The sequence below is a fragment of the Hallerella succinigenes genome, assembly GCF_002797675.1.
GTDB classification, from domain to species: Bacteria; Fibrobacterota; Fibrobacteria; order Fibrobacterales; family Fibrobacteraceae; genus Hallerella; species Hallerella succinigenes.
Genome location: NZ_PGEX01000001.1, coordinates 1,130,400 through 1,155,332, shown reverse-complemented (window position 1 = coordinate 1,155,332; position 24,933 = coordinate 1,130,400). Strand labels below are relative to the sequence as shown.

Annotated in this window: 21 protein-coding genes; 16 read left to right on the top strand and 5 right to left on the bottom strand. The window is 50.4% G+C overall.

The window, feature by feature from the left end; translation table 11 throughout:
* The first annotated feature begins 250 nt into the window (after positions 1-250).
* Positions 251-1,894 (top strand): type IV pilin protein, encoded by a 1,644-nt coding sequence (locus tag BGX16_RS15075; RefSeq protein ID WP_100425094.1) that lies wholly within the window; start codon positions 251-253, stop codon positions 1,892-1,894.
* Between the two features lie 50 nt (positions 1,895-1,944).
* Here BGX16_RS15075 and BGX16_RS05170 read toward each other — a convergent pair whose 3' ends face one another.
* Positions 1,945-2,607, bottom strand: a complete 663-nt coding sequence (locus BGX16_RS05170; RefSeq protein ID WP_100425093.1) for a DNA alkylation repair protein — start codon at positions 2,605-2,607, stop codon at positions 1,945-1,947.
* 118 nt (positions 2,608-2,725) lie between these two features.
* Between BGX16_RS05170 and BGX16_RS05165 the strand changes: the two genes are divergently transcribed.
* The 6 genes from BGX16_RS05165 to BGX16_RS05140 all read left to right on the top strand — a co-directional run bounded on the left by BGX16_RS05165 (position 2,726) and on the right by BGX16_RS05140 (position 12,454).
* Positions 2,726-3,373 carry a hypothetical protein gene (locus tag BGX16_RS05165; protein WP_157797877.1) on the top strand — a complete coding sequence of 216 codons (648 nt, stop codon included), beginning with the start codon at positions 2,726-2,728 and terminating at the stop codon, positions 3,371-3,373.
* A gap of 114 nt (positions 3,374-3,487) precedes the next feature.
* Positions 3,488-5,458, top strand: coding sequence for a 4-alpha-glucanotransferase (locus BGX16_RS05160; RefSeq protein WP_100425091.1), 1,971 nt, complete (start codon positions 3,488-3,490; stop codon positions 5,456-5,458).
* 117 nt (positions 5,459-5,575) lie between these two features.
* Positions 5,576-7,015 (top strand): glycoside hydrolase family 13 protein, encoded by a 1,440-nt coding sequence (locus tag BGX16_RS05155; RefSeq protein ID WP_100425090.1) that lies wholly within the window; start codon positions 5,576-5,578, stop codon positions 7,013-7,015.
* Positions 7,016-7,063: 48 nt separating this feature from the next.
* Entirely contained in the window at positions 7,064-9,694 is a 2,631-nt protein-coding gene (gene secD, locus BGX16_RS05150; RefSeq protein ID WP_100425089.1) for a protein translocase subunit SecD, read from the top strand.
* Positions 9,695-9,787: 93 nt separating this feature from the next.
* Positions 9,788-10,708 carry a magnesium transporter CorA family protein gene (locus BGX16_RS05145; RefSeq protein ID WP_100425088.1) on the top strand — a complete coding sequence of 307 codons (921 nt, stop codon included), beginning with the start codon at positions 9,788-9,790 and terminating at the stop codon, positions 10,706-10,708.
* A gap of 6 nt (positions 10,709-10,714) precedes the next feature.
* Positions 10,715-12,454 (top strand): chloride channel protein, encoded by a 1,740-nt coding sequence (locus BGX16_RS05140; RefSeq protein WP_100425087.1) that lies wholly within the window; start codon positions 10,715-10,717, stop codon positions 12,452-12,454.
* 123 nt (positions 12,455-12,577) lie between these two features.
* Here the strand turns inward: BGX16_RS05140 and BGX16_RS05135 are convergent, their stop codons facing one another.
* The 4 genes from BGX16_RS05135 to BGX16_RS05120 form a co-directional block, all read right to left on the bottom strand.
* Entirely contained in the window at positions 12,578-13,537 is a 960-nt protein-coding gene (locus BGX16_RS05135; RefSeq protein WP_100425086.1) for an NUDIX domain-containing protein, read from the bottom strand.
* A 142-nt stretch (positions 13,538-13,679) separates the two neighbouring features.
* A complete protein-coding gene (gene aqpZ / locus BGX16_RS05130; protein WP_100425085.1) occupies positions 13,680-14,444 on the bottom strand; it encodes an aquaporin Z in 765 nt (254 codons plus the stop codon).
* A gap of 113 nt (positions 14,445-14,557) precedes the next feature.
* On the bottom strand, positions 14,558-15,820 hold the full coding sequence (lysA, locus tag BGX16_RS05125; RefSeq protein WP_100425084.1) for a diaminopimelate decarboxylase: 1,263 nt from the start codon (positions 15,818-15,820) through the stop codon (positions 14,558-14,560).
* Positions 15,813-16,295, bottom strand: coding sequence for a glycogen-binding domain-containing protein (locus BGX16_RS05120; protein ID WP_100425083.1), 483 nt, complete (start codon positions 16,293-16,295; stop codon positions 15,813-15,815). Before BGX16_RS05120 ends, lysA begins: the two co-directional genes overlap by 8 nt.
* A gap of 75 nt (positions 16,296-16,370) precedes the next feature.
* Between BGX16_RS05120 and rpe the strand changes: the two genes are divergently transcribed.
* From rpe to BGX16_RS05075, 9 genes are read left to right on the top strand one after another with little or no spacing between them, the layout of a single operon-like run.
* Positions 16,371-17,024, top strand: coding sequence for a ribulose-phosphate 3-epimerase (gene rpe / locus BGX16_RS05115; RefSeq protein WP_100425082.1), 654 nt, complete (start codon positions 16,371-16,373; stop codon positions 17,022-17,024).
* Positions 17,025-17,072: 48 nt separating this feature from the next.
* Positions 17,073-17,348: a phosphopantetheine-binding protein gene (locus tag BGX16_RS05110; protein ID WP_100425081.1), complete on the top strand. Its 276-nt coding sequence runs from the start codon at positions 17,073-17,075 to the stop codon at positions 17,346-17,348.
* Between the two features lie 3 nt (positions 17,349-17,351).
* Positions 17,352-17,612, top strand: a complete 261-nt coding sequence (locus BGX16_RS05105; protein WP_100425080.1) for an acyl carrier protein — start codon at positions 17,352-17,354, stop codon at positions 17,610-17,612.
* The gene (locus tag BGX16_RS05100; RefSeq protein WP_100425079.1) at positions 17,609-19,918 is read left to right on the top strand and encodes an ApeI family dehydratase; all 2,310 of its coding nucleotides are present in this window, start codon (positions 17,609-17,611) and stop codon (positions 19,916-19,918) included. Before BGX16_RS05105 ends, BGX16_RS05100 begins: the two co-directional genes overlap by 4 nt.
* Positions 19,918-20,658: a glycosyltransferase family 2 protein gene (locus BGX16_RS05095; RefSeq protein WP_100425078.1), complete on the top strand. Its 741-nt coding sequence runs from the start codon at positions 19,918-19,920 to the stop codon at positions 20,656-20,658. Before BGX16_RS05100 ends, BGX16_RS05095 begins: the two co-directional genes overlap by 1 nt.
* Positions 20,651-21,613 carry an LpxL/LpxP family acyltransferase gene (locus BGX16_RS05090; protein WP_100425077.1) on the top strand — a complete coding sequence of 321 codons (963 nt, stop codon included), beginning with the start codon at positions 20,651-20,653 and terminating at the stop codon, positions 21,611-21,613. The genes BGX16_RS05095 and BGX16_RS05090 overlap by 8 nt, the downstream gene beginning before the upstream one ends.
* A complete protein-coding gene (locus BGX16_RS05085) occupies positions 21,610-22,047 on the top strand; it encodes an acyl-CoA thioesterase (protein WP_100425076.1) in 438 nt (145 codons plus the stop codon). Before BGX16_RS05090 ends, BGX16_RS05085 begins: the two co-directional genes overlap by 4 nt.
* A complete protein-coding gene (locus BGX16_RS05080; RefSeq protein ID WP_100425075.1) occupies positions 22,040-22,639 on the top strand; it encodes a LolA family protein in 600 nt (199 codons plus the stop codon). The genes BGX16_RS05085 and BGX16_RS05080 overlap by 8 nt, the downstream gene beginning before the upstream one ends.
* Positions 22,614-24,929, top strand: a complete 2,316-nt coding sequence (locus tag BGX16_RS05075; RefSeq protein WP_100425074.1) for an MMPL family transporter — start codon at positions 22,614-22,616, stop codon at positions 24,927-24,929. The genes BGX16_RS05080 and BGX16_RS05075 overlap by 26 nt, the downstream gene beginning before the upstream one ends.
* Positions 24,930-24,933 lie beyond the last annotated feature (4 nt).

Here is a 24,933-nt window from a genome sequence, read left to right as displayed (position 1 = left end):
GCGGTGCGACGGTCGAAAGCCTGACTATGGTCGGATAAAGATTATTCCAAATTGCTGTATAAAAAAAGTTCCAGAGAAGTTTTGAATTTGGCGGTTTTGCGTTTTGGACTGGGATTTTCTTTCCCGTTTCGCTGTGATTAGCTCACAGCCTGTGAAAAAAAGAGCGTTTGCGCCATTGCAAAAATAAGACGGCAAACTTGTGGCGAATATAAATTAAAGTAAAAGAGTCTTTTAAACGGAGGGTGATTGTATGAAAGCCTATCAGAAGGGATTTACGTTGGTCGAGCTTATGACCGTTGTGGCTGTCATCGGCATCTTGGCAGTGATAGCAATCCCCGTGGTTGCAAGTCAACTTTCCAAATCGAAAGCGGCAACGGTTGCTTCCGCTGCTAAAAAGTACGTCCGTTTGCAGGAAGCCTATGCGCAGGAACATGCGGCAGTAAGCAAATGGTCGGATATCGGCTATACCGCTCCGACTGGATCCGTGTTTGAATTCAGCCAGGGGGAAATCACCCAGAACTATGACGTCGATGAAGTGGCTAGCGCTAAGGTTGGCTGGATGGCAAAAAATAAGGTCGCCTTGGGAGATTGTCCGGCTGGCACTTTTTGGTTCGTTTCTGTAGCACGAAGCACGGGCTCGTCCATGAGCTATTCAGCATCGGTTTCGAATGCGAACTGTGCCGCAAAGACTCCAGAATTTGCGATGGTGGGTGATTCCTACAATCGAGCGGAGAACGGGGTGATTTTTGATGCGGGCATTCCGACTGTTACGACTCCGGAATTGGAAACTTCGACTGCAGCGGCTCCCGAAACGATAACGAATACCTCCACGAAAAATACCGTGATGGCAACGGTTTCGGACCCTTCTTCGGTGGCGGAATCGATGGCGGGCGTTATCGAGCCGTCTACAACGACATCTACAACGACACCGACAACGTCGGCAGTGACCTCCACGGAGTCCTCTACGAATGCCTCTACAGCTTCTTCTACAAATACGTCTGCTAACACGAGCGCTGCCGTATCCACCAATACGTCCACAGGAACGTCCGGAAATACTTCCGCGGCGGCTTCGGCGAATACATCGTCGGAGGCAAATTATGCGACTTTGGCATCTGCTGCTGAAGCATACGAATCGGAAGTGGAAGGCTATGTAACGGAACTCGCTGCTCAAACTTCAGCGGAAAATGTTGCCGGCTGGTCGGATAGCGATTTGTACGGAAACGGCTTTACGGAAGATGAAATCTGCACAATGGAAACGGGCGAAATCGTAGCCTCGATAGCAGGCGACTTGGATGATTTCGGGTCGGCTTCTGCTACGGATAACGATTCGCCAACTTCCCAGAACGCAAATTCCCAAAGCGAACATACACAAAACGCCGATGATGAAGATGAATTCAGCGTTTCTAGCGAAGAGGAATACGCTCAAAAATGCGAAAATGCAAAGTCGTACAACGATCTCAAACACGATCTAATCAATCAGGCGAAGGAATTCTATCAAACCTGGAATGAAAGCTGGCGAAATCTCTTAAAAGAAAGAATGTCTTTGCAGGCGAATGAACGTCGACCGGGCGGCGACTTCTGTACCTTCAAAAAAAAAGGCAACCTCACCGAAGAATCCAACTGCATGACGGAACAGGAGTACAAGCAAAAGGTGAACAAGTGGATTTCGGACTACAAAAAACTGGTTCAGAAATACCATTCGTTCAAGTATGCCCTTGCTAAATCCTTGTACGACGCGAAAATCCAGGCGGAAGTTTGCGAAGCTGCAAAAAAATGCTATGGAAAGAAAAATCAAGGCAAAGGCGGTAAAAACGGAAAAAATAAGTGCGACAATGGAAAGCACAAAGGCTGGTACAAGCAACACCAAAAGGAGTGGTTCAGAAAATTTAGGTAAAAAAAAGACCGCGTTCATTCGCGGTCTTTTTTGGAAATGAAAACGAGAAATTAGATGTTGCGGAGCACTTCCTGAGAAGTCTGCGGAGCGAGTTCCGTATCCATCACAAAGTGACGAACTTCATTTGGGTTGATGCGGGCGTATTCGGAAAGAGCACGACCGATACCGGTGCGAATGTAATAGTTGTCATCTTTGGCGCAGTGCAAGCAGCAAGACTTGAGAAGATCCCAGTCCGTATGGTCGCGGTACTGCAACTGGAAAAGGATTACGCTACGACGAACCCAAATGTTCGGGTCGCGAATCCAGGTGGCCACTTTTTGGCGAATCGGTGGGATTCTCCAGGCAAGGTCACCGAGTACACTTGTAGAAATCGTATCAACCGTATCCTTCCACGGACGCGTTTTAATGAGCATTTTCAAAAAATTCAAATGCTGTCCGCCGAGAAGGGATTTGTGCTTGAAAAGATAATCGCAGGCAGCGTACTGCACTTCGCGATACGGCTGAACCCACATATCCGAAACTCTTGCGGCCAGTTCGTCGCCAGATTTCGGCGGGAACTTGTCGAAAATCGGGTAGGTAGCCTCACGACGTCGAATGACATTTACGCCGAGGAAGTCGAAGGAGTCCCTCATGCTCTTGGACATGGAGTGGGCTTCTTCTTCATTTGCTCTGGCTCGGAGAGCTAAAAGAATGTCTTGTGTAAATCGAAGCATTTGTGTAAAAAATACAACTATAGAACGATAATTTCTAGGTCTTGACAAACGGAAATTTTTAAATTAAATGGAAAGCACGGGTTTTGAATTTTTAAGCTTTTTACCCTTCTCAATCAAAATGACGCATAAAAAATCGACCGAAGAACTTCCGATTATAGAAGTTCCCCCAGAATTACGAGGCCTTTCCGATGAGGAAATCATCGCTCTGCATCCTGTGAATCCAGACAAACGCGACCGTTTCCGTCCGTCAAAAAGGGAACGAGCTGCGAAAAAGCTCGAAAAGGAAAAGGAAAAAATTCGCATGATCGCGGAACAGTATAAAAATCGCGATTCCATTTCGTCTTTTTCCCGCCCGATGCCAAAGATTTCGGATTACGACGGAAGTCGCCCGAGTATGCCGATTCGCCGCTCTGCCGCTCCCAAGAAAACGCTTTTTGTGCCGAGCCAAATGAAAAAGGTTGCTTCGGCTCCGGCTCCGACGGTTTCCATTCCGAAGCCGACGGTTGCACCGCTTCCTCCGCGTCAAAGCACGGGCCGAGTTCTCGTCGGTTCGTTCGGCGGAAAATTCGGCGCTCCGAAGACGCAGCTGATTTCGGAATCGGATTTTGCCAAGAAGCATGCGGAAGAAGAAGCGAAGCGTTTACGCGAACTCGCCAAAAAACGTGCAGCTGCGGCTCTCTCGCTCACCGTTCCTGTGGCTCCAGTCAAGCGCAAACGCGGACGCCCTCGTAAGAATCCGCTCCCGGAAGAACCGAGCACGACTTGAACGTTTTGAAGCTTCCTAAGTCCGGGAAGCTTTTTATTTACGGATTTTTGCGATTTTTCGCAAGTTTCGGGGATTTACCCCCCTTTTGTAAAAAATTGAATATATCTTTGAACTATGAGATTTGGAGATATTTCTTGTTTTCAGAGCGGCGTCGCCGTTCCCGTTTTTTCGCTTCATTCCAAGGATAGCGTCGGTATCGGCGAATTTTTGGACCTCGTTCCGTTCGGAGACTGGGCAAAGAAGTGTGGCTTGAACGTCATACAGATTCTTCCGGTAAACGATACCGGCTATGAGTCTTCCCCGTACAGCGCTCGCAGCGCTTTCGCCTTGAATCCGGCGTTTATCCGCTTGCAGATCATTCGCGGAGCCGAGGCTTTTGATTCCGATATCAAGGCTCTGCAAAAAAAATATGCAGGGACTTCAAAGGTTCACTATTCGGACATCGCACGCGAAAAACGTGAAATTCTCCGCAAGATTTTTGACGCAAATTACACCCAGCTGAACCGCAACGTGGCTCTTTCTAAATGGATCGAAGCGAATCCGTGGGTCAAGCCTTACGCTGTGTACGCCATGCTCAAGGAAAAGAATGGCGAAGCGAGCTGGCGCAGCTGGAGCGAAGACCGGGATCCGACCGCTCTCCGCATCAGCGCGCTTTTGCGCAAGTCCCACAAGGACGCGCTGTTCCAGTGCTGGATGCAGTTTGAGGCCGAAGCCCAGTTCAAGGTCGCTTCGAATAAGCTGACGGAAATGGGAATTCGCATTAAAGGCGACATTCCTATCCTGATCAATGAAGACAGCGCCGATGTTTGGTGCAACCGCCAGTACTTCTCCCTGGACGATCGTGCGGGCGCACCTCCTGACATGTACAGCTACAGCGGACAGAACTGGGGATTCCCCACGTACCGCTGGGACGTCCTCGAACAGGAAAATTTCAAATGGTGGCGCGACCGTCTCGCTCAGGCGAGCAAGTTTTATCACGCTTACCGTATTGACCACGTTCTCGGATTCTTCCGCATTTGGGCGATTCCGCAGAACCAGCGCACGGGTATCCTCGGGCACTTCTCTCCGGCGATTCCGGTTTCCCTTTCCACGCTGACTTCCGCTGGCTTCAAAAAGGAAACAATCGAATATCTGCAGAACCCTAATATGTCGAAGAATCAGCTCCGCGCGTTCCTCGGCGATGCGACGGATGCCTGCGTCTCCAAGTATTTTGAGCTGCTTCCGGGTACAAATGACCGCTACATTTTGAAGCCGGAATTCAACTGCGAAAGTGCGGTCCTCGATACCGCCGAAGAACAGTGGATCAAGGATGGGCTTCTCAAGGTTCTTTGGAACCGTATCTTTGTGCCGGGAACTCCGGAAGGGGAATATTATCCGTATTGGTACTGGTACAACACCCAGGTCCTCGGAACCCTTCCGCAAGAAGAGCAGAAGAAGCTCGGCGAAATTTTGCATGCGAACGAAGCTGCGCAAGATAGCCTCTGGTATGCGAACGGTAAAAAGCTCCTTTCAGTGCTTGCGAATGAAACGGATATGGTTGTCTGTGCCGAAGACTTGGGCGCGGTTCCGCACTGCGTTCCGAGCGTTCTCGGCGAACTATCCATCAATTCGCTCCGTGTGGAACGTTGGGCTCGCAATTGGGACGCTCCGGGTCAGCCGTATTTTGAAGTTTCGGAATACCCGCGCCTTTCCGTGGCGACGACCAGCGTGCACGACTCTTCGACGATTCTCGGCCTTTGGCAGGAAGACGGTTTTGATAGAAACTTCTTCTGGAAAAATCACATGCACATGGCGAGTGAAGCTCCGCAGGCGCTCACCCCGGACATGGTCGAAGCGGTGATGCGCAATATTTATAAAGCGAACAGCCTCTTCGTGATTCCTTCGATGCAGGATTACCTTGCGCTCAGTTCGAGTTGGACGCCGAAGGATCCGGGGGATGAGCGTGTGAATACGCCGGGCACGGTCGGGCCGCAGAACTGGTCTTACAAGCTTCCTTGTTCGTTGGAGGAACTAGAAGCGAATACAGCTCTTTCGGCGACGATTGCGAAGCTCACGGATGAACGCGCCCGCCGTCCGCTCCGTTAAATATCTCTCTTATTTTTACAAAAGACTCCGATTTTCTGGAGTCTTTTTTTGATGCCTTACTTGTTTTTCACTACCAAATGAATGTTTGGAGCATAAAAAATCTAGAATTGAGGCATTATGGCAGAACATATATCTTTGAATGAATGCCCGGAATGGGTGAAGTCTGCGGTCTTTTACCAGATTTTCCCGGATCGTTTCGCGAGAAGTGCGCATTATGAATGCCTGGGAAGCTTCCAGAACTGGGAATCCAAACCGGCGACGAACGGATTTTGCGGGGGAAACCTGCGCGGTATCATCGAAAAGCTCGATTACATTCAAAAGCTCGGGGCGAACGCCCTGTATCTCTGCCCGATTTTTAAAAGTGCGGCGAATCACCGCTACCATACGGTCGATTATCTGGAAATCGACCCGGTTCTTGGAACGCTCAAAGATTTTGACGAGCTCGTTTCAGAAGTCCATGGACGTGGCATGCGCATGATTCTGGACGGCGTCTTTAACCACTGCTCCCGAGGTTTTTTTCCATTCTTGAGCGTGATGGAAGAAGGCGAAGCCTCTCCGTACAGGAACTGGTTCCACATTCATTCTTTCCCGGTCAAGGCTTACGCTGGCAAGCCGAATTATGAATGCTGGTGGGGAATGGCCCCGCTTCCCAAGTTCAATACGGATAATCCTGAAGTCCGCGAATACCTGCTGCATGTGGCCGAATACTGGACAAAGCGTGGCATTGACGGCTGGCGTCTGGACGTTCCGAACGAGATTCGCGACGACAGCTTTTGGCAGGAATTCCGCCGCCGCGTGAAAAAGGTGAACCCGGAAGCTTATATTGTGGGCGAAATCTGGGAAGACCCGACGCGTTGGCTGCAGGGCGACCAGTTTGACGGCGTTATGAACTATCCTGTGCGAAAGCTCGCTTTGGAATTTTTGTTCCCGGAGGGAATGCGCTCCAAGGATGCGGTTTCAACGGGCGATACGACGTCGGCGGGGACGGAAAAGGACCTGTTCGCATTCTGTCGGGGTTTCCAGGCCTTGTTCGACCGTAAACTGTTCGGAGTGCAGATGAACCTGTTCGGCAGTCACGATACCGCACGTATGCGCACGCTTTCGGGAAAAAATCCGGAATGTTCTCTGCTCGCATGGGCACTTCTTTTGTGCCTGCCTGGCGCTCTCTCTATATACTATGGTGACGAAATCGGGATGGAAGGCGGCAAGGATCCGGATAACCGCCGCTGTTTCCCGTGGCAGGATATGCCCGATGCCGAAGATTCAGAAACCTTCCGAATGGTGAAGACGATTCTCGCCTTTCGCAAGCGCGAGCCCGCGATGTATGACGGAAAACTCACGATTCGTCCCGAAGGGCAGGGAATTCTCCTTTGCCGTCGCAAGGGTAATGCGCTTGTTGAACTCCGCCTGGGGTACCCGGGACCCGTGCCTCTGCCGGGCATTTCGGCGAGAACCGAAATTGTTTATGAACGCAGACGCACTCCGATCGAGGGAGTTGCAGGCTATTTCGTGGCAAAAGACGGTATTGTCCTCACAAAAAGCACTGTCACTTACTAAATTTGAGCGCAACTTTAGGTTTCTTACGCCTTTAAGGAAAATGATCAGATGAAGAAAAAATTATTTGGAATGCGCGAGATTATCATTCTCGCAGTCATCCTTATTGCCGCATGGTCGATTATCCCGTCCATTCGAGTTCACTCTAAATCGGGTGACGCAAAGAAGGAATACATCAAGCAAAACCCGAAGGTTGCCAGTAAGGCGATGAACTTCGGCTTAGATCTCGCTGGCGGTACGAGCATCACGCTCCAGATCGACGGCAAGGGTCTCAAGGATGAAGACGTCAAGGACATTCAGAAACAGTCGCTTGAAATCGTCCGTAACCGTGTTGACCAGTTCGGTCTTTCCGAACCGCAGATTTCTCCGTCCGGCAACGACCGTATCAATGTCGAACTGGCAGGTGTGGACGATTCCACGGCGAAGGCTCTCGTCGGTTCTACGGCTAAGCTCGAATTTAAGATTCTCGCAGAACAGGAAAAGTTCGGTCAGGTCATTTCGATGATCGACAATTACCTCCTTGGCCGCGGCGCTATCGCAGATTCGACGAAGGCAGACAGCTCGGTTGCCGATACGGCAAAGGTTGCCGCTGCTCCGGCTAAGGCTGACACGCTCTCGGATGCAGAACTCTTTGCCGGAAACGCTGCAAAGAAGGATGCCGTCGCCAAGACGGATTCCGTGAAGACGGACTCTGCAAAGGCAGAATCTGCAGCTCCGACCGCCACCCAGGGCACGGCTCTTTCCGCGCTCTACCTTTCGTTCGGCAATGGTGGCTTTGTCGCTCAGGAACAGGTGGAAACCATCAAGCGCATCTTGAACGACCGCACCGTCCAGAGTCTCATTCCGCATGACGTGGTCTTCGCATGGGGCTCGGGCTTCGAAACCCCGAACGGCTCCGTGATCAAGGCAAAGCGTCTTTATCTCTTGAAACGCCGCGCTGAAATGAGCGGTGAATATGTCTCCGATGCTCGTCCGTACCGCGTAAGCGATGGAACGAACTCCGGCGAAGTCGCTGTGAGCCTCAAGTTCTCCGGCATCGGTCCGAAGCGTTTCGGTGCCGTGACCGCTGCAAACATCGGCAAGCAGATGGCCATCGTCCTCGACGATCAGGTGATCAGCGCTCCGGTGATCCGCGACCGCATCCCGAACGGCGAAGCTCAGATTACGGGTCTCGACGACATGGCTGAAGCCAACCGCCTCGCTGTCGTTCTCCGTTCTGGAGCTCTCAAGGCACCGATGAACATCATTGAAAGCCGCACGATCGGTGCAACTCTCGGTGAAGACAACATCAAGTCCGGCTTTGGTTCTGCCTTGATCGGTATTCTGATTACGGTAATTTTCATGATAATGTACTACCGCTTCGGTGGTCTCGTCGCTAGTGCCGGTCTTATCTGCAACGCTCTGATCACGGCTGCAGTTCTTTCGGCGTTCAACGCGACGCTGACTCTTCCGGGCATCGCTGGTATGGTTTTGACGATTGGTATGTCAATCGACGCTAACGTGATTATCTTCGAACGTATCCGTGAAGAACTCCGTGCTGGCAACAAGGCTCGCGCCGCTATCACGAAGGGTTATGAACGTGCCTTCAGCGCGATTTTTGACTCCAACTTGACAACGTTCCTCACCGCCCTTATCCTTTACAAGATTGGTACGGGCTCGGTGAAGGGTTTCGGTCTCACCTTGATGATCGGTATCGCCGCTTCCATGTTCACCGCTCTCACGGTGACCCACGCTATCTTTGATATCAAGCTGGCTAAGCAGGACTCCAACACGATTTCAATCGGTTCCGGCGTTCGTGCTTTGAACAACGCCAAGTTCTCCGTGATGAAGCACGCTGGCAAGTTCCGTCTTGTTTCGATCATTTTGATTGTCGCTTCCGTCGCTCTCGCTTTGACAAAGGGTTTCAACTTCAGCATTGACTTCACCGGTGGTACTGTGTTCCGCGTTCAGTACAATGATACGCAGGATCACATCAAGGACTTGAACGATATCCTCGCCAAGTTCAATGTGAAGGATGGTTCGGTTCGCGTCGTCGGCGGTACTTCTCTCGCTAACGCTTACGAAGTTTCCGTGAAGAGCGAACAGGGTGCAGACGTGATAAAGGCTATCAACTCCGACGATCGTGTCACGATTCTTTCCCAGGACGAAGTCGGTGCGACAATCGGTGATGAACTCCGTTTCAACGCACTCCTCTCCGTTATCTTCGCATGGATTGCAATCTGCTTGTACGTGTGGTTCCGCTTTGGCAAACTCGGTCTTGGCTTCGGTCTCGGCGCTGTGGTTGGCCTCGTCCACGATACGGCAATTACGATTGGCTTTATCTCTCTCCTCGGTCTCTCGGTGGACGGTGCTCTCGTGGCAGCGCTCCTCACGATGATCGGTTACTCGGTGAACGATACTATCGTGAACTTCGACCGTATCCGTGAAAACGTCCGTCTCAAGGGTACTGCAGACTTCGATAACACGATTGATGATTCCATTTCCCAGTGCGTCAGCCGTACAATCATCACGTCTCTCACGACTCTCTTTGTGTGCGTGATTCTCGCTGTGATGGGTGGTTCCTCGATCCGTGACTTCGGCTTGGTGATGACCTTCGGTGTGCTTGTCGGTACGTATTCGTCCATATGCATCTGCTCTCCATTTGTCTCCTGGTTCAACCGTCACGTGCGTCACGTCGTGTAATTTTTCAAACAAATCGAACGAAAGACCTAGGCATTGCTCTAGGTCTTTTTTATTTTTGCACTCGTTGGCGTCCACCATACAAGAGAGGCTTGTATGCTTAAGTACTACAAAATCGAAAACGGTCGCATCACGAAGGCCCCGGACGAAGATTCCGCGGATATCGTGTTGATGGATAGCCCCAGCCAGGAACAGCGGGGTGCCCTTGTGAAGAAGTACGAAATTGCGGAACACACGATTGCCTCTGCATTCGATAATGACGAACTTTCGCGTGTGGAATACGACGACGATTTTACGACGATCGTGTTTAAGAAGCCTCGCAATTATACCGCGGAAGACAACTTTGAATTCCGCGTGGAATCCTTCGGAATCTTTGTTTTTGAAGACTGGGTCTTGCTTCTTTCGGACTCGGAAATTCCGCTGATGGACAGCCGCCGCTTTTCGAAGATTGACAGCTTGAATACGTTTGTCGTCAAGCTTTTGAACTATTCCGTGTACCACTTCAATGAACACTTGAAGATTATCAATCGGATCAGTGAAGAACTCGAAGACAAGTTGCAGAACACGCTCGACAATAAGTACCTGCTCTACATGTTCACCTTGAACAAGGGCTTGATTTACTACGTGAGCGCGTTGAACTCGAACGAAGCCCTTTTGAAAAAACTCCAAATGGGACGTGGCATGCAGTTCGATGAAAATGAAAGAGAACTCCTTGACGACGTCGTGATTGAAAACCGCCAGAGTCTGCAACAGGCTGAAATCTACGCAAACATTCTTGCATCCTTGATGGACGCGCGTGCGAGTGTCGTAAACAACAACATGAACGAGTTGATGCGAACCTTAAATATTGTCACGATTGCCATTACGATTCCGACTTTTGTGGCGAGTATCTTCGGCATGAACGTAAAGTTCCCCTTTGGCCTTGGCGAAGGAAATCCGTTCTCGTTCTGGATTATTGTCGCGATCTTTGTGCTTTCTGTGGCTGGTGTTCTCCTTGTTTGGCGTAAGCGCAAATAACGCCCAATGAGAAAGCTGTCCCGAATTTTCATTATCAATTCTTACATGCCGAAAATGCTCTTGGCGGCATTTATCGGTTTAGTGACGGGATCGGTTGCGATTGTTTTTCGTTTGTTTCTCGAATCGATTTCCGAATTAACGCAGAGGACTTTTTCGGGACCTGTGATTTTCCTTGCGCCGGCGCTGGGCGGTCTTGTCGTGGGTCTTTTGCTGTTCGTAATCGCAAAGACTCCGGAAGCGGCAGGGCAGGGAACCGACCGGTCCATTTATAACTTCCATCATCATGGCGGAGCCCTTCGCAATCGTGTGGCTCCTGTGAAATTGCTCGCGAGCTCGATCACTCTCGGCAGTGGCGGTAGCGCGGGCTATGAAGGCCCGGTTTCGCAGATCGGTTCAGGGCTCGCTTCGACGATTTGCCGCTTTTTTAAGATGACGCGATCGGTACGTCGCCAGTTTGGTCTTGCTGGAATGGCAGCGGGTCTCGGCTCGATTTTTAAGGCCCCGCTTGCCGGCGCTTTGACTTCGGTCGAAATCCTTTACCGTGAAGATTTTGAAAGCAGTTCCTTTGGAACATCGATCATTGCATCGGTTGTCGGCTTTACGGTGTACACGAGTGTCTTTGGGACGGCGCCCGCGTTCAACGTGCCTGAGTTTTATTTTGCGAACGGAACGGAACTCTTCTGTTGCGCGGTTCTCGGACTTTTGTGCGTGCCGTTTTCGTATCTGTACGTGAAGTGCTATTACAAGGTTGAAGACTTTTTTTCCGCCTGGAAAATTCCGAACTGGGCAAAGCCGGCAATCGGTGGACTTCTTTGCGGTGCCGTGGCGATTTTGATTCCGCAGGCGATGGGCGGAACCTGGGATTACGTAGAAAGCATGACGCGCCTGGCGGATCCGGCGAGCGCTCCTTCGGTTCTCTTTTTGCTCGGGTTGGTGATTGCAAAAATTTTGGCGACGTCGTTTACGGTCGGTAGCGGTGGCGCCGGCGGTGTTTTTGGACCTTCGCTTTTTTTGGGCGGGGTGATCGGCGCCGCTTTTGCCGTGGCGATTGAAACGGTGGCGCCTGGGACTTTGTCTTCGCCGGGGGCGATGGCCTTGGTGGGCATGGGAGCGTTCTTTGCGGGCTCTGCGAAGGCGCCGCTTGCGGGTGTTGTGATGGTTTGCGAAATGACGGGCAGCTATCAGCTTTTGCCGGGAATCATGATTGCGGCGGTGATGCACGTGGCATTTAGCCGCAAGTGGAGCATTTACCGGAGCCAGGTGCTGAACAAGTTTTCTTCGCCTGCGCATCGCTTGGAAATGGATCCGGACCTGCTCCGCACCATTCCTGTTGAATCTGTGATGCAAAAGTCCCTGGTGCTCGAACTCGATTCTTCCCGAACGATTTGTGAAGCGGAACGGGATATCAATGCCTTTAATGTGGAACATCCGGATTCCGCATTGGTTCATTCGTACCCGGTCTTTGAAAAGGGCTGCTACATCGGCATTTTAGACTGGAACCTGGTCCTTCGCAACATCGTCTCGACCGAAGGCGGCAAAACGGTTCTGCTCGTCGCCGACTGTGTCACGTATTCTCCGCTGCTCCCGGCCAGTGTGGATTTGCACACGGCGATGAAGTTCATGCTCAAACATTCGCTGAGCGAAGTTTACGTGAAAAATGCCAGTGGAAAAATTCTCGGAATTCTTCCGTCTTCGACCATCATGAACACGTATGACCGTGTCGTGCGTGAAAACATAAAACATTGAAATTTTAGATTAGAAGTTCAAAGAAAGGCGTGCGCCTGTCGATTGATTTTGGCGGAGCTGATCTAACCGAGTGCCTTTGCTTCGGCTGATTTGTAGAACACCCATGTAGCCAAATATAATCTGTTAAAGGTGCTTTTTGCCACTGATGTGTTCAATGTCGATGCGGTAAACGCCCGTGTGTGAAATGGCGCGTTCGATGTAGGCTTCGCCCGCATCCTTGTATTCCGGGCTGTATTTGTCGATTAAAAGGCGCAGGCCGACTTTGGGATCTTCCGCTGGGTGAACGCGCCCAAAGACGATGCAACTTTCGAATGCGGTGCTGAATTTTTCTGGGTGCAGTTCCGTACCGCGGACCACGGTGAAGCTTACCTTGGAATCTTTTGCAAAGTCCTGGACTTTTTCGCCGACGCCTTTCGCCCCGTGGAACCAAATGTTCTTTCCGTCGTAGGCGTAGCTCAGAGGAATGCCGTACGGGTAGCCGAGGGAATTTTGCGTGGCGAGGATGCCGTATTCGCCGGTCTTTAAAATATCGCAAGCCGCTTCCACAGACATTTCGCGGTCCTTGCGTCGCATCGCCGGAAACGGGGCGAGCGAACCGTAGGCGAAATCGTGAGGGTCCACAGGTTTTTCGTTCAAAAGGGCTTCTTGCAGTTCGTCGCCCTTGTAAGTGAGCTTTAGAGAGAAGAAGGGAACTTCGCGGTCGAGGAGCGTTAAAAAGATGCGGTCGCCGTCCCAATGGGGAAGCTCTGCGAACTTTTCCTTGGGAATCCATTCAAGGGCGCCTTCGTCGCATTCCTTGATTTCACCGGTGAACTGCGTCGCTTTAAAAAGGTGCATGAATTCGACTTCGTTCATGCCGTCGCTGATGAACGTGATGATGCCGCAGTACTTGAGATCGGCTAGCTCTAAGCCTGTTTCTTCACGGGCTTCACGTCGAATGCAGTCTTCCGGGCTCTCGCCTTCTTCAAACTTTCCGCCGATTCCGATCCACTTATCGTGATTGATGTCGTTCTTCTTTTTGACGCGGTGCAGAAGGAGGTAAGAACCGTTTTGTTCGATGTAGCAAAGAGACGTGTTGAGCATGGCGAAAATATAGAAAAGTCGTTGTGCGTAAATAAGCCTTGATGGATAAGCTCTGAGCAAGTTTATAAACGAACGCTTACAAAAAAGCCCTGCGTTCACGCAGGGCTCTTCAAGTGAAAACATCAAGTTAAAACGGAAAAATTTAAGCTTCTTCCTTCTTTTCGCAGCAGCACTTGTCGCCACAGCAGCACTTCTTTTCGGCGAGGACCTTGTAAGCCACACCGCCGATTACGCCGCCGAGAATCGGAGCGACCCAGAAGAGCCAAAGCTGCTTTAAGGCCATACCGCCGACAAATACGGCAACAGCCGTAGAGCGGGCCGGGTTCACAGAGGTGTTCGTTGCCGGAATGCTGATGAGGTGAATCAAAGTGAGGCAGAGACCGATGGCGATTGGAGCGAAGCCTGCCGGAGCGCGACCGTCCGTAGCGCCCATGATCACAAAGAGGAACACAGCCGTGAGAACCATTTCGATGAGGAATGCGGAACCCATGCCGAAGACTTTACCACCGAAAGCGTTCAAACCGTTAGCGTTAGCCATGTCAGACCAACCGTTCGTTGCAAAAGCGCCGATGCCAGCGGAAAGATCTGGACTAGCGATGATGTAAAGAACAGCCGCAGCGATGATACCGCCGATCACCTGAGCGATGATGTAAGCCGGAGCTTCTTTTGCCGGAAAGCGACCGCCAGCGACTTGGCCGAGAGTTACAGCCGGGTTCAAGTGGCAACCGGAAATGTGGCCGATCGCATAAGCCATCGTGAGAACGGTTAAACCAAAGGCGAGGGAAACTCCGACATAGCCGATGCCGGTGTTTGGAACGCCGCAAGCGAGGACAGCTGCACCGCAGCCACCGAATACGAGCCAGAATGTACCAATCGCTTCGGCAATGGATCTTTGAAGAAGAGTCATATTTTCCTTCCTGATGAAATTATAATGGTTCGCTTGGAAATATAAAAAAGCCCCGTTCCAAATAAAGGCATTGGAACGGGGCGATGTGATAAGCTTAACAGCTGTATCCGAAATTAAAGGCTAACGATTTTTTCGTTTTCCATTAACTGTTCAAACGTCTGGCGTTCGCGGATGACTTCCAGCTTGCCGTTGTTCTGGAGAATTTCCGGAGCAAAGCGACGGCTGTTGTAATTGCTCGACATGGCACTGCCATAAGCACCTGCGTCGTGCAAAACGAGGAAGTCGCCGACTTGGGCTGTCGGGAGCTTACGTGTGACTACGTAGCCGCCTTCTTCCTGCGTAAAGACGTCACCGGATTCGCAAAGCGGGCCTGCGACAATCACATCTTGTTCCGGGCCGAGTTCACGACCGTCTTTGGAAACGATCGAAATTCCGTGGTAGGAACCGTAGAAGGACGGGCGGACGAGATCGTTAAAGCCTGCATCGACGAGGTAGAAGAGCTTGTCTTCTTGCTTTTTCACCGCGCGGATTTCTGCGACAAGAACGGCGCTTTCGGCGACAATGTAGCGGCCCGGTTCGACTTCGAGAGCCACGTCGTGACCGACGGACTGGGCGATGTCCTTACGGGTCTTGTCCCAAAGGTCATAATAAGCCTGAATGTCGATACGGTTGCCCTTTTCTTCTTCCTTGTATGGAATCGGAAGGCCACCGCCTGCAGAAATCATGCGGATATGGGAACCGAGGCGACGGGAAGCGTCGCGCATGGCGTCGCAGACCGTTGCGAGGTGTTCAAAATCCGTACCGCTGCCGATGTGCATGTGCAAGCCGGTAATCCACATGCCGTTTGCCTGTGCGAGTTTCACGCAGTCCTTCAATTGGGAATGCCAAACGCCGTGCTTCGAAAGCGGTCCACCCGTATTCGTCTTCTTCGAGTGACCGTGACCAAAGCCCGGGTTCACGCGGAGAGTCAGGTTCGAACGAACGCCGGCGTCGGCGAGCTGCTGGATCATATCCGCAGAACCGACGTTCACATGGATGTTGTGCTTTTTCACAAGCTCAATTGCGTCGTGATCGAAGATGTCGGCAGAATAGACAATTTGCGGAACTTGTTTGTCGTTTTCGCACGCCTTGTAGCCCGCACGGAGAGCTCGAATGATTTCTCCGGCGCTGACTGCATCTACGACTGCGCCGGCATTGCGGACAATCGATAGGATGGAAAGGTTGGGGCAAGCCTTTTGAGCGAAGCGAACGGTATCGAAGCACTTGAGTTCCTGAATGCGCTTTTCGATAGTTGCTCGGTCATAAATCCAAAAAGGGGTGCCGTAATTTGCGACCCCCTCTCGAATTGTTTTTTCCGAAAAAATCGGATTAGACATTTTTGACGCTGTTTTCACCACCCTGACCGTCAGGAACACGGTTTGGGTTAGCCTGGTCGATTTCCCAGCTGCCATCGAAAACGAACTTGTATTGGTAAGTACCGGCGGCGAGTTTCAGCTTGACGCTCCACACGCCCTGTTCGCCTTTCTTCATTTTGGCTGGGGTCCAGTTGTTGAATTCACCAGCGACTTCGACAGACTTGGAATCCGGGGAGTAGACGTTGAACACGACTTCTTCGAGAGCCTTTTTGGAAGCCTTCGGAGCAGCCTTTTTCACGGTGGTCTTTGCAACGGTTTTTGCAGCGGTCTTCTTGGCCGGAGCGGTCTTTTCTGTAGTCTTGGTGGCGGTTTGTGCGGTGGTCTTGGCGCACTTGCTTGCCTTCGGAGCTGTTGCCTTAGCAGTAGCCTTCGGAGCGCACTTTGCGCACTTAGTACCCTTTGTTACTTTTGTTGTGGTTTTCTTTGGTGTTGACATCAATCAACCTCCTTGTTCGTTGTGAACAAATAATAACAAAAAAACATTTTTCGCTCAATACCTATATTTGGAATTATGAAACAAGCTCAAATCATTGCCCCGAGCGTCTTGAACGCAAACTTCCTCAACCTGCAGTCCGAACTCACCGCTATTGAAAACGGCGGAGCGGGACTTGTTCACCTCGATATCATGGACGGCCACTTTGTGCCGAACATCAGTTTTGGCCCCGGAATTTCGGGCTTGATCGGTAAGGCGACAAAGCTTCCTCTCGACTGCCATTTGATGATTGACAATCCCGAGCTTTTTGTAGACGAATTTGTAAAAATCGGTGCGCGCTATGTGACCGTTCAGGCGGAATCGACAATCCATTTGGATCGCCTTTTGAATCGCATTCGTGAACTGGGCGCAAAGCCAGCCGTGAGCATTAATCCGGCGACTCCGATTGAAAATATCAAGTGGGTGCTGGATTCTGTGGACATGGTTCTTGTCATGTCTGTGAATCCGGGCTTTGGTGGACAGAGCCTGATCCCGTATTGCCTTGATAAAATTCGTGCCCTGCGTGAGATGAAACCGGAACTGGATATTGAAATCGATGGCGGTATCAAACTCGATAACATTCTGGAAGCGAAGAAGGCCGGTGCAAATATTTTTGTCGTCGGCAGTGCGATTTTTAAGACAAATTCTCCAGAATTGACTTGCCGTGAGTTTGTTGGAACGGTTTCTGCATAATTTTATTTATATTTGAGCTCACATTTTTTTATTGGGACGGAAAATAGTATGTCTGAATTGAACGTACAAATTAAGGAGGTGCTGATCAAGGCACTTGAACTTGAGGACATCACACCGGCGGACATCGAAGACGATGCCCCGTTGTTTGGCCAGAATAAGGAAGGTCGCGGTCTCGGACTCGATAGCATAGACGCTCTTGAACTCGGTATCGCCATCAAGGATAACTTTGGTGTTTCCTTCTCTACGGTGAACGAAGAAACGCGTAAGCATTTTGCTTCGATCGACGCTCTTGCCGCATACATCTCTGCCAACAAAAAGGACTGAGTCATGGAAAAACAACAGATTTATGATAAAATCCGTGAAGCCCTCATCGAAGATTTTGAACTGGATCCGGAAAAGGTTGTCCCGGAAGCTCGTCTTTACGAAGACCTGAACCTCGACAGCATCGACGCCGTAGACCTGATTGTGAAGCTCAAAACGTTCATTCCGCGCAACATCGATCCAGAAGTGTTCAAGAGCATGCGTACACTGCAGGACGTGGTGGACGGAATCAACGATCTCGCCCAGGGTACTGAAGAAAAGAAATGAAAACTGTAGCGGGGAAGATTCTCTTCGCCGTTCTTTCTGTTCTTTATCCGATTCTGGTATTCTGCGGTCTCCGCTTCTGGGGACTTTCGCCGCGCAAGTTGAGCATTTTGTTGCTTCTTCTCGCGGCGTTTCATTTAATATCAGCTTCGCGAAAAAAACAGCCGGGAGCGGCATCGCGACTGAAGGAAGGCTGCTTTGTAGCCTTTCTTTTGGCTTGTGGTGTTGCCGCTTTTGCGCTGGATAACGCCCTCGTTCTCAAGTTCTATCCGGTTCTTGTGAACGTCGGGATGCTTTTCTTTTTTGGCGCGACTCTCTTTCGAAAGCCGAGCTTTGTTTTTCGCTTGGCGACTTTTGCCGACAAGCGAATCCTGCAGACAGCGGACAGAACTTCTGTCGAACGCTACTGCGACCGGGTAACGCTCACCTGGTGCATTTTTTTTATTCTGAACGGATCCGTTGCGCTGTGGACGGTACTGTGTGCAGACGAAAAGATCTGGTCGCTGTACAACGGTCTGATTTCATACATCTTGATGGGACTTCTTTTTGTGTCTGAAATTGGAGTTCGTAAAATGAAACAAAGTCAATTACAATCTTACATTCCGTTTTCGAAAATTGAAGCGGACTCTCGCCCGGACGATTCCGTTGTCTGCTTCAGTGGCGCAGGACTTTCCGGCGACGTCAAAACGTGGGCGGACTTTAAGGCGGACGTTTCCAAGGTGCGCCAGGCGGTTGAAGCGGAACCTTACACAGCTTGGATCTTGAACGCGGACGACGTCTACTACTTCCTCGTTGCGATCTTTGCCCTTTTCCAGAGCCAGAAAAAAATTTTGTTCTCCGCCAATCGCCAGCCGGAATTCATTCGTGAAATTCGCAAGCCGGACGTCGGCTTTTTGAACGATACCGGTGCCGAAGGCGCTTTGCAGATTCCGAAGATTATCGAAACCTACACGGCTAAAAGTACGTGGACGCCGTTCGATATTAACCAGGCGAAGGCGGCGATGTACACGTCCGGCACGACCGGCGTTCCAAAAGAAATCCCGAAGGAAGGCTGGCAATATGAAAACGAAGCGAATGCTCTTGCCGAACGCTTTGCTGCCGGATTTGCGAACCGCAACTTTTACATGACGGTGAACCATCACCACATTTACGGCATGGCTTTCTCGATCTTTGTGCCGATTTCTGCAGGTCTTCCGATTCGCCGCGTTCGTTTTGAATTCCCGGAAGAACTCGAACAGATTGTAAAGGAACCGGCCGTAATCGTGGCGAGCCCCGCCTTCTTAAAACGTCTTGCCGCAAACCGCAAGAAACCCTTGCCGTTCAAGAAACCGCCATTCTGGCTTTCTGCCGGTGGACTTTTGCCCGATGAAGTGGCGAATAGGGTTGAAGAACTTTCGGGGAACGGCGTGCAGGAAATCTACGGCTGCACGGAAACCGGTGCGATTGCAACGCGTCGCATTCGGGAAAAGAAATTGTGGACGCCCGTTCCGCCGAATAAGATCTCGTTTGCGGAAAACGGTTGTCTGAAAATCGATTCCTCTTACACGGATATCGGCGGCTTTGTGACGGGCGACTTGGGAAAGATTGAAGACGATGGAACGTTCCAGTTGATGGGCCGTGCAGATTCGATTGTGAAGATCGAAGAAAAGCGCATTTCCCTTCCGGAAGTGGAAAACCGTTTGCGTCAGACGGGTGTCGTGCGTGATGTGCGCGTGGTGCCGATGACGGGCAAGCGTCAGTTCCTCGCTGCTGCAATCGTGCTGAACGATGAAGGCGTTGCCAAGTTCCACGGCGTAGAAAAGAAAGACGTGAATGCATTTTTTAAGCAGCATCTTTCCGGATTTCTTGAAAATACAGTGCAGCCCAAAAAATGGCGCTATCTGGAAGAACTTCCGCAAGATGCAATGGGAAAAATCAAAACGCGTGAGGTACAGGCTTTGTTCGAAATTCCCGAATCTCCGAATTTTAAAATTCTCAAGTATCATCTGGAAGGCAACAAACTGACAGTAAAAATAGTGATTCCTGCGACAAGTGATTATTACGACGGTCACTTCCCGGAATTCAAGCTGCTTCCGGCGGTTGTACAAATCGATTTGATCCTTCGCTTCTTCCGCGGCTTTATGAAGCTTCCGACGACAATCGAAAAAATGCAACGCATCAAATTTTCGAACCCGATTTTCCCAGAACATCCGGTGACGATCGAAGAGACTTATTCTCCGGATACGGGAAAGCTTGCTTTTAAAATCACGGGTGAAGACGATAAAAACTGTTCTGGAGGCACGATCGTGCTGAAAAAGGAAAATGCCTAATGGAATTTAAGCCTTGTGCCATTGTCCCGGTATACCGTCATGAAAATACGGTCCGTACAGTTGTTCAAAAGTTGAACTCTCAAAATTTACCCGTGGTCATTGTCGATGACGGAAATACTCCCGAAGCGTTGCAGGTGCTGCAAAAGGTGGCAGAAGAAATCCCGAACGTGATGGTTGTTTCGCATAGCGTCAATATGGGAAAGGGCGGTGCTGTTTGCACGGGTTGCAAAGAAGCTTTAAAAGCGGGATTTACCCATGCGCTGCAAATCGATGCGGATGGTCAACACGATCCCTCGATGATTCCGTTTTTGCTGAAGACGGCTCGGAAACACCCCGAATCCTTGGTCGGCGGATTTCCTCAGTATGATGCAAGCGTTCCTAAGGGACGTGAAGTCGGTCGAAAGATCACGAACTTTTGGGTGGCTGTAGAAACGCTTTCTAAAGACATTCCGGATGCGATGTGCGGATTCCGCGTTTATCCGCTCCAGGCGACCGTCCCTGTACTGGATAAAATTTTGACGTTCCGCATGGGATTCGATATTGAAATCCTTGTGCGTCTTGCATGGGCTGGAGTCAAAATGCATTTTTATCCGGTGAAGGTCATTTATCCGGAAAATGGCGTCTCGAACTTCCGCATGTTGCATGACAATTTGGAAATTTCTTGGCTGCACACGCGCCTTTGCTGTGGAATGCTTGTCCGTTTGCCTAAACTGTTGCTTCAAAAGAAAAAACATGGCTGAAGAACATTGGTCACAAATTGAAGAAGCGTCGAAGACGGCGTGGAAATTCCGTTTTATGCTGTGGGTGACGATTCACCTGCCGCGTAAACTTGTGGAACTGATTGTTGCTATAGTGGTGTTCTTCTTTTACTTGGGGGCGGCTCCGGTCCGCAAACGCTCGCGACTTTTTTTGGAACATGTTTCCAAGATGAAGGGAAAAAAGATTCCGCCGTTTGCCGTGTACCGTCACATTCTCGCCTTTGCCCTTTCGATGATTGAAAAAATTCGAGGCTGGGCTGGAAAGATGTCGCTTTCGGAACTCGAAACCCAGAACGACGACATCGACGATTTGGTGAACCTGCTCGACAGCGGCAAGGGAGCTTTTATCCTTTGCTCGCATCTTGGAAACATCGAAGCGATGCGTTCCTTGACAGGCTATCGCAAGGAACATACGAAGCGGAATTTTCAGGTTTTTCCGGTTGTTGATTTTTCGGGAACGAAGTGCTTTAACGCACTTCTCCGTGAACTGAATCCCGAGCTGATGACAAACAGCTTTGATGCAAACTCGATCGGCGTCGATACGGCGATCAGCATGCGTGAAAAAATTCAGGCGGGAAACCTCGTTGCGATTGCAGGCGATAGAACTTCGGCAAATTCGCAGAACCGTTTTATTCCGCTGAACTTTTTAGGGGATGCCGCCGAGTTCCCGGAAGGTTCTTTTGCGCTCGCGAATATTTTGAAGGCGCCTGTCTACTTCATTTTTGCGTTCCGCAAAAAAGATTTGGACATTACGTCGCCCTATGAATTCCACATTATCCGTTCCAAAACAGTACTCGGTGGCAAACGTTTCGAACAAAAACAGCAGATGGCAAATCTCGCTGCGGAATACGCTTCTCACCTCGAAAAGTTTTGCTTGGAACATCCGTATCAGTGGTATAATTTTTACAACTTCTGGCAGAAAGGAGAATCGACGTGAGCGAAAAGATCTTGAAAGCCTACACGGATATCGAAGTTCAGTTTTATGACTTGGATCCGATGAATGTCGTTTGGCATGGAAACTATGTGAAGTACATGGAAACAGCCCGTTGTGCTTTGCTTACAAAAATCAAGTACGACTATTATGAAATGGAAAAGGCGGGCTACGCTTGGCCTGTCGTCGAAATGAACCTCAAGTACATTCGACCGCTCCGCTTTATGCAGAAGGTGCGCGTGGAAGTCTCCCTTGTGGAATATGACGTTTGCATGAAGCTCAAGTACAGATTCATTGACCTCGAAACGGGCAAGGTGATTACCAAGGCGGAAAGCACGCAGATGGTGGTCAAGATTTCGACGAAGGAATCCATGTTCTCGACGCCGCCGGATTTTGTGGAAAAAGTCAAAATGGCTTTGGCAAAGGAAGAAAATGTATAAGTCTTTTTTTATGGCTCTCTTGATTTGCGGAACGGCGCTTTTTGCCGTGGACGCATCGATTTGGAAGTCTCCGGCGAATTTGGAATCTCCGGAAGTGCAAAAGGTGATGCAGGCCCTTTCTGCTGCGGAAACGGTCCATGGAACCTTTACGCAAAAGCGTACCGTGGTCAAGATCAAACGGACTTTTGAATCTTCGGGCAAATTTGAAATTTCGCAGAAGAACGGTATCACGTGGGACATGGAAAAGCCTTTTGCGTCCAAGCTTGTGATTTCGGATTCGGGCGTTGTTCAGACGAATGCGGATGGTTCCAAAACGAAAATGGCTTCTGCGGATAATGTGATTTTCCGTGAAATTGCGACTTCGATGCGCGCCGTTCTCAGTGGGAACATCGCTGTTTTAGAGAATCGTTTTGATCTGTTCTTTTTGCAACAGAAAAAAGGTTGGTCGGTCGGTCTGCTTCCCAAGGAAAAGACCATTCGGAAAGCGATTGCTTCGATTGTCCTCGAAGGGGACAAGGATTTGAAAAAGGTGGAACTCGTCGACGGTGAAGGAAACATTTTGACTTATGAATTCAAGCAGTCCGGAAAGTAAGAAGCGTTTCTTTAACGTAGGCCTTTGGGTACTTTTGCATATCGCACTGATGGTTGCGGTGGTAATTGCGTACCCGTGGAAGGTCGATAAGAACTTGTATTCGATCGTTCCGGAATCCGAGATGACTCCGGAAATCCATGCGGCGGAAAATGAGCTCACGGCTCGGACTTCTTCTCGGATGATGATCTTTGTGGGGGATTCGGATTTTTCGGTGGCGAAGACGGCTGCGGACCGCATCGGTCATACGCTGCTAGCGAACAAGCAGATCCGTTCTGCTTCTTGGAAGGTGGACGCCTCGTCGATGGACGAGATTTCCAAGTTCTTTTTTGATAGACGTTTTTCGATGCAGGATCCGGTGATCCTTGCGATGGAAGACGCTGAAGTCGCAGACTATTTTTATAACAAGGCTCTTTCCCGTGTATTCGGCGCTTTCCCGATGACCGATCTTTCGCGCCTGGAAGAAGATCCGTATTTGCTTTCACAGTCGGCGCAGGACCGTATGCTTTCGATGACGCCGATGGCTTCCAGCCACTTGACTCTCCGAGATGACATGCTGACCGTGCAAGATTCCGGCAGAACCTATGTGTTCATCAATGCGGAACTTTCCAAGGACGCTTCGGCGTTTGCTTCGGGCGATCATATTCTTGGCATTTTAGACGACACAATCGAAGAATTGCAGGAAGAGTTCCCCAACCTGCGTGTAGAAAAGTCCGGCGTTCCGTTCCACAGCTATTCGAGTTCAAAACAGGCTCAAGTTGAAATCGGCTGGATTTCAGGAATCTCGACTGCGGCGGTACTGCTGTTGCTCTTGCTCGTCTTCCGTTCGGCAGTTCCCATTGTAACGACTCTCAGTTCGATCGCCGTAGCGATTCTTGCGGCAATGGGCGCAACGCTTGCGACTTTCCATGAAATCCACGTCTTTACGTTCATCTTTGGAACGAGCGTGATCGGTGTGAGCATTGACTACGCACTGCACCATTTTGCTGACAAGGAAGCTCAGGTCAAGAGCATGCTCCTCGGCTTCATGACAACGGAACTCAGCTACATCGCGCTCATGATTGTGGACTTCCCGATCCTCCGTCAGATGGCGTTCTTCTCGATGGTGGGGCTTGCGAGTGCGCTCCTTTCTGTTTTGCTCGTATTCCCGTTTGTGTCGGAAAGGTTGCGGAACGAACAGAAGTTCTCGTTAAAGGTCGCCCAGGTGATTCTTGCGGGCTATTCTAAACTGGAGCGCATTCCGAAGATCGCCCGTTATATCATTTTCGTGATGGCGGCAGGCGCTCTTATTCCGGGCATTGTGCAGCTGAACGTGCAGACGGATATCCGTTCCATGTACACGGTCGCTCCGGAACTCGGCGCTTCGGAAATGAAGGTCGCGAAGTGGATGAATTCGGGAATCGCTCCGACGTACTTTATTGTGAGCGGAAACTCGGTCGAAGAAGTGCTGCAAAAGGAAGAAACGCTGACGGAAAAGCTCCGTGAAGCGGAACGGGACTCTCTTTTGAAGTCGCACCTCGCCTTCTCGGAATTTTCACCGTCTTCGGCAAAACGGACCGCTCTGGATTCTCTGCTTTCGAGAGCACTTCCTCTCCGCTATAAGGACCTTTGCAAACAGCTCAAAATCCATCCTGTGAAAAATCCGGGCAAGACGCTTTTTGCCGCTGTCGAAATGGATGAAAATACAGCGGAATTCGAAGATCTTCCGGAACAGCTTTCGAGCGTCCGTGACATGCTCTGGATCGGAGAAATTTCGGGCAAGTATTACAGCGCCGTCCTTCCGATGCACGCGTCCGAAATGTTCAATCCGAAGGATTATGCGGACCCGTCGAACGGCATTTACGCGGTGAACAAGATTCAGGAAGTGAACGCCGCCTTGACGGAACTTTCACTCACGGCGCTTTCGCTTGTCGCTTTTGCGTATTTTGCGGTCTGCTTTATTCTTTCGTTCGTATTTTCTTGGCGAAATTCTTTGCGCATTGTCCGTGCTCCGGTGCTCGGTTGCTTCTTTACGCTGTCGATGTTCGGTTATCTGCAAATCCCGGTGAATTTCTTTGCAATCACTGGTTTGATTCTTGTTCTCGGCATCGGTATCGATTATGCCCTTTTCTTTAAGGATGCGCAAAATCATGCGGATTCAACGGCTTTAGCCGTGATGCTTTCGGCGGCGACGACCTTGATTTCGTTCGGAACTCTTTCGCTCAGCGGATTTGCTCCTGTATCGGTTTTAGGCCTTGCCGTGTTGCTTGGGATTTCTGCTTGTTTCCTCCTTTCACCGTTTACGCGAGATTGATTCA

Excerpts from the sequence above, each read along its gene's own strand:
- BGX16_RS15075 (WP_100425094.1), top strand. The coding sequence starts at position 251 with ATGAAAGCCTATCAGAAGGGATTTACGTTGGTCGAGCTTATGACCGTT.
- BGX16_RS05170 (WP_100425093.1), bottom strand. The coding sequence starts at position 2,607 with ATGCTTCGATTTACACAAGACATTCTTTTAGCTCTCCGAGCCAGAGCA.
- BGX16_RS05165 (WP_157797877.1), top strand. The coding sequence starts at position 2,726 with ATGACGCATAAAAAATCGACCGAAGAACTTCCGATTATAGAAGTTCCC.
- BGX16_RS05160 (WP_100425091.1), top strand. The coding sequence starts at position 3,488 with ATGAGATTTGGAGATATTTCTTGTTTTCAGAGCGGCGTCGCCGTTCCC.
- BGX16_RS05155 (WP_100425090.1), top strand. The coding sequence starts at position 5,576 with ATGGCAGAACATATATCTTTGAATGAATGCCCGGAATGGGTGAAGTCT.
- secD (WP_100425089.1), top strand. The coding sequence starts at position 7,064 with ATGAAGAAAAAATTATTTGGAATGCGCGAGATTATCATTCTCGCAGTC.
- BGX16_RS05145 (WP_100425088.1), top strand. The coding sequence starts at position 9,788 with ATGCTTAAGTACTACAAAATCGAAAACGGTCGCATCACGAAGGCCCCG.
- BGX16_RS05140 (WP_100425087.1), top strand. The coding sequence starts at position 10,715 with ATGAGAAAGCTGTCCCGAATTTTCATTATCAATTCTTACATGCCGAAA.
- BGX16_RS05135 (WP_100425086.1), bottom strand. The coding sequence starts at position 13,537 with ATGCTCAACACGTCTCTTTGCTACATCGAACAAAACGGTTCTTACCTC.
- aqpZ (WP_100425085.1), bottom strand. The coding sequence starts at position 14,444 with ATGACTCTTCTTCAAAGATCCATTGCCGAAGCGATTGGTACATTCTGG.
- lysA (WP_100425084.1), bottom strand. The coding sequence starts at position 15,820 with ATGTCTAATCCGATTTTTTCGGAAAAAACAATTCGAGAGGGGGTCGCA.
- BGX16_RS05120 (WP_100425083.1), bottom strand. The coding sequence starts at position 16,295 with ATGTCAACACCAAAGAAAACCACAACAAAAGTAACAAAGGGTACTAAG.
- rpe (WP_100425082.1), top strand. The coding sequence starts at position 16,371 with ATGAAACAAGCTCAAATCATTGCCCCGAGCGTCTTGAACGCAAACTTC.
- BGX16_RS05110 (WP_100425081.1), top strand. The coding sequence starts at position 17,073 with ATGTCTGAATTGAACGTACAAATTAAGGAGGTGCTGATCAAGGCACTT.
- BGX16_RS05105 (WP_100425080.1), top strand. The coding sequence starts at position 17,352 with ATGGAAAAACAACAGATTTATGATAAAATCCGTGAAGCCCTCATCGAA.
- BGX16_RS05100 (WP_100425079.1), top strand. The coding sequence starts at position 17,609 with ATGAAAACTGTAGCGGGGAAGATTCTCTTCGCCGTTCTTTCTGTTCTT.
- BGX16_RS05095 (WP_100425078.1), top strand. The coding sequence starts at position 19,918 with ATGGAATTTAAGCCTTGTGCCATTGTCCCGGTATACCGTCATGAAAAT.
- BGX16_RS05090 (WP_100425077.1), top strand. The coding sequence starts at position 20,651 with ATGGCTGAAGAACATTGGTCACAAATTGAAGAAGCGTCGAAGACGGCG.
- BGX16_RS05080 (WP_100425075.1), top strand. The coding sequence starts at position 22,040 with ATGTATAAGTCTTTTTTTATGGCTCTCTTGATTTGCGGAACGGCGCTT.
- BGX16_RS05075 (WP_100425074.1), top strand. The coding sequence starts at position 22,614 with ATGAATTCAAGCAGTCCGGAAAGTAAGAAGCGTTTCTTTAACGTAGGC.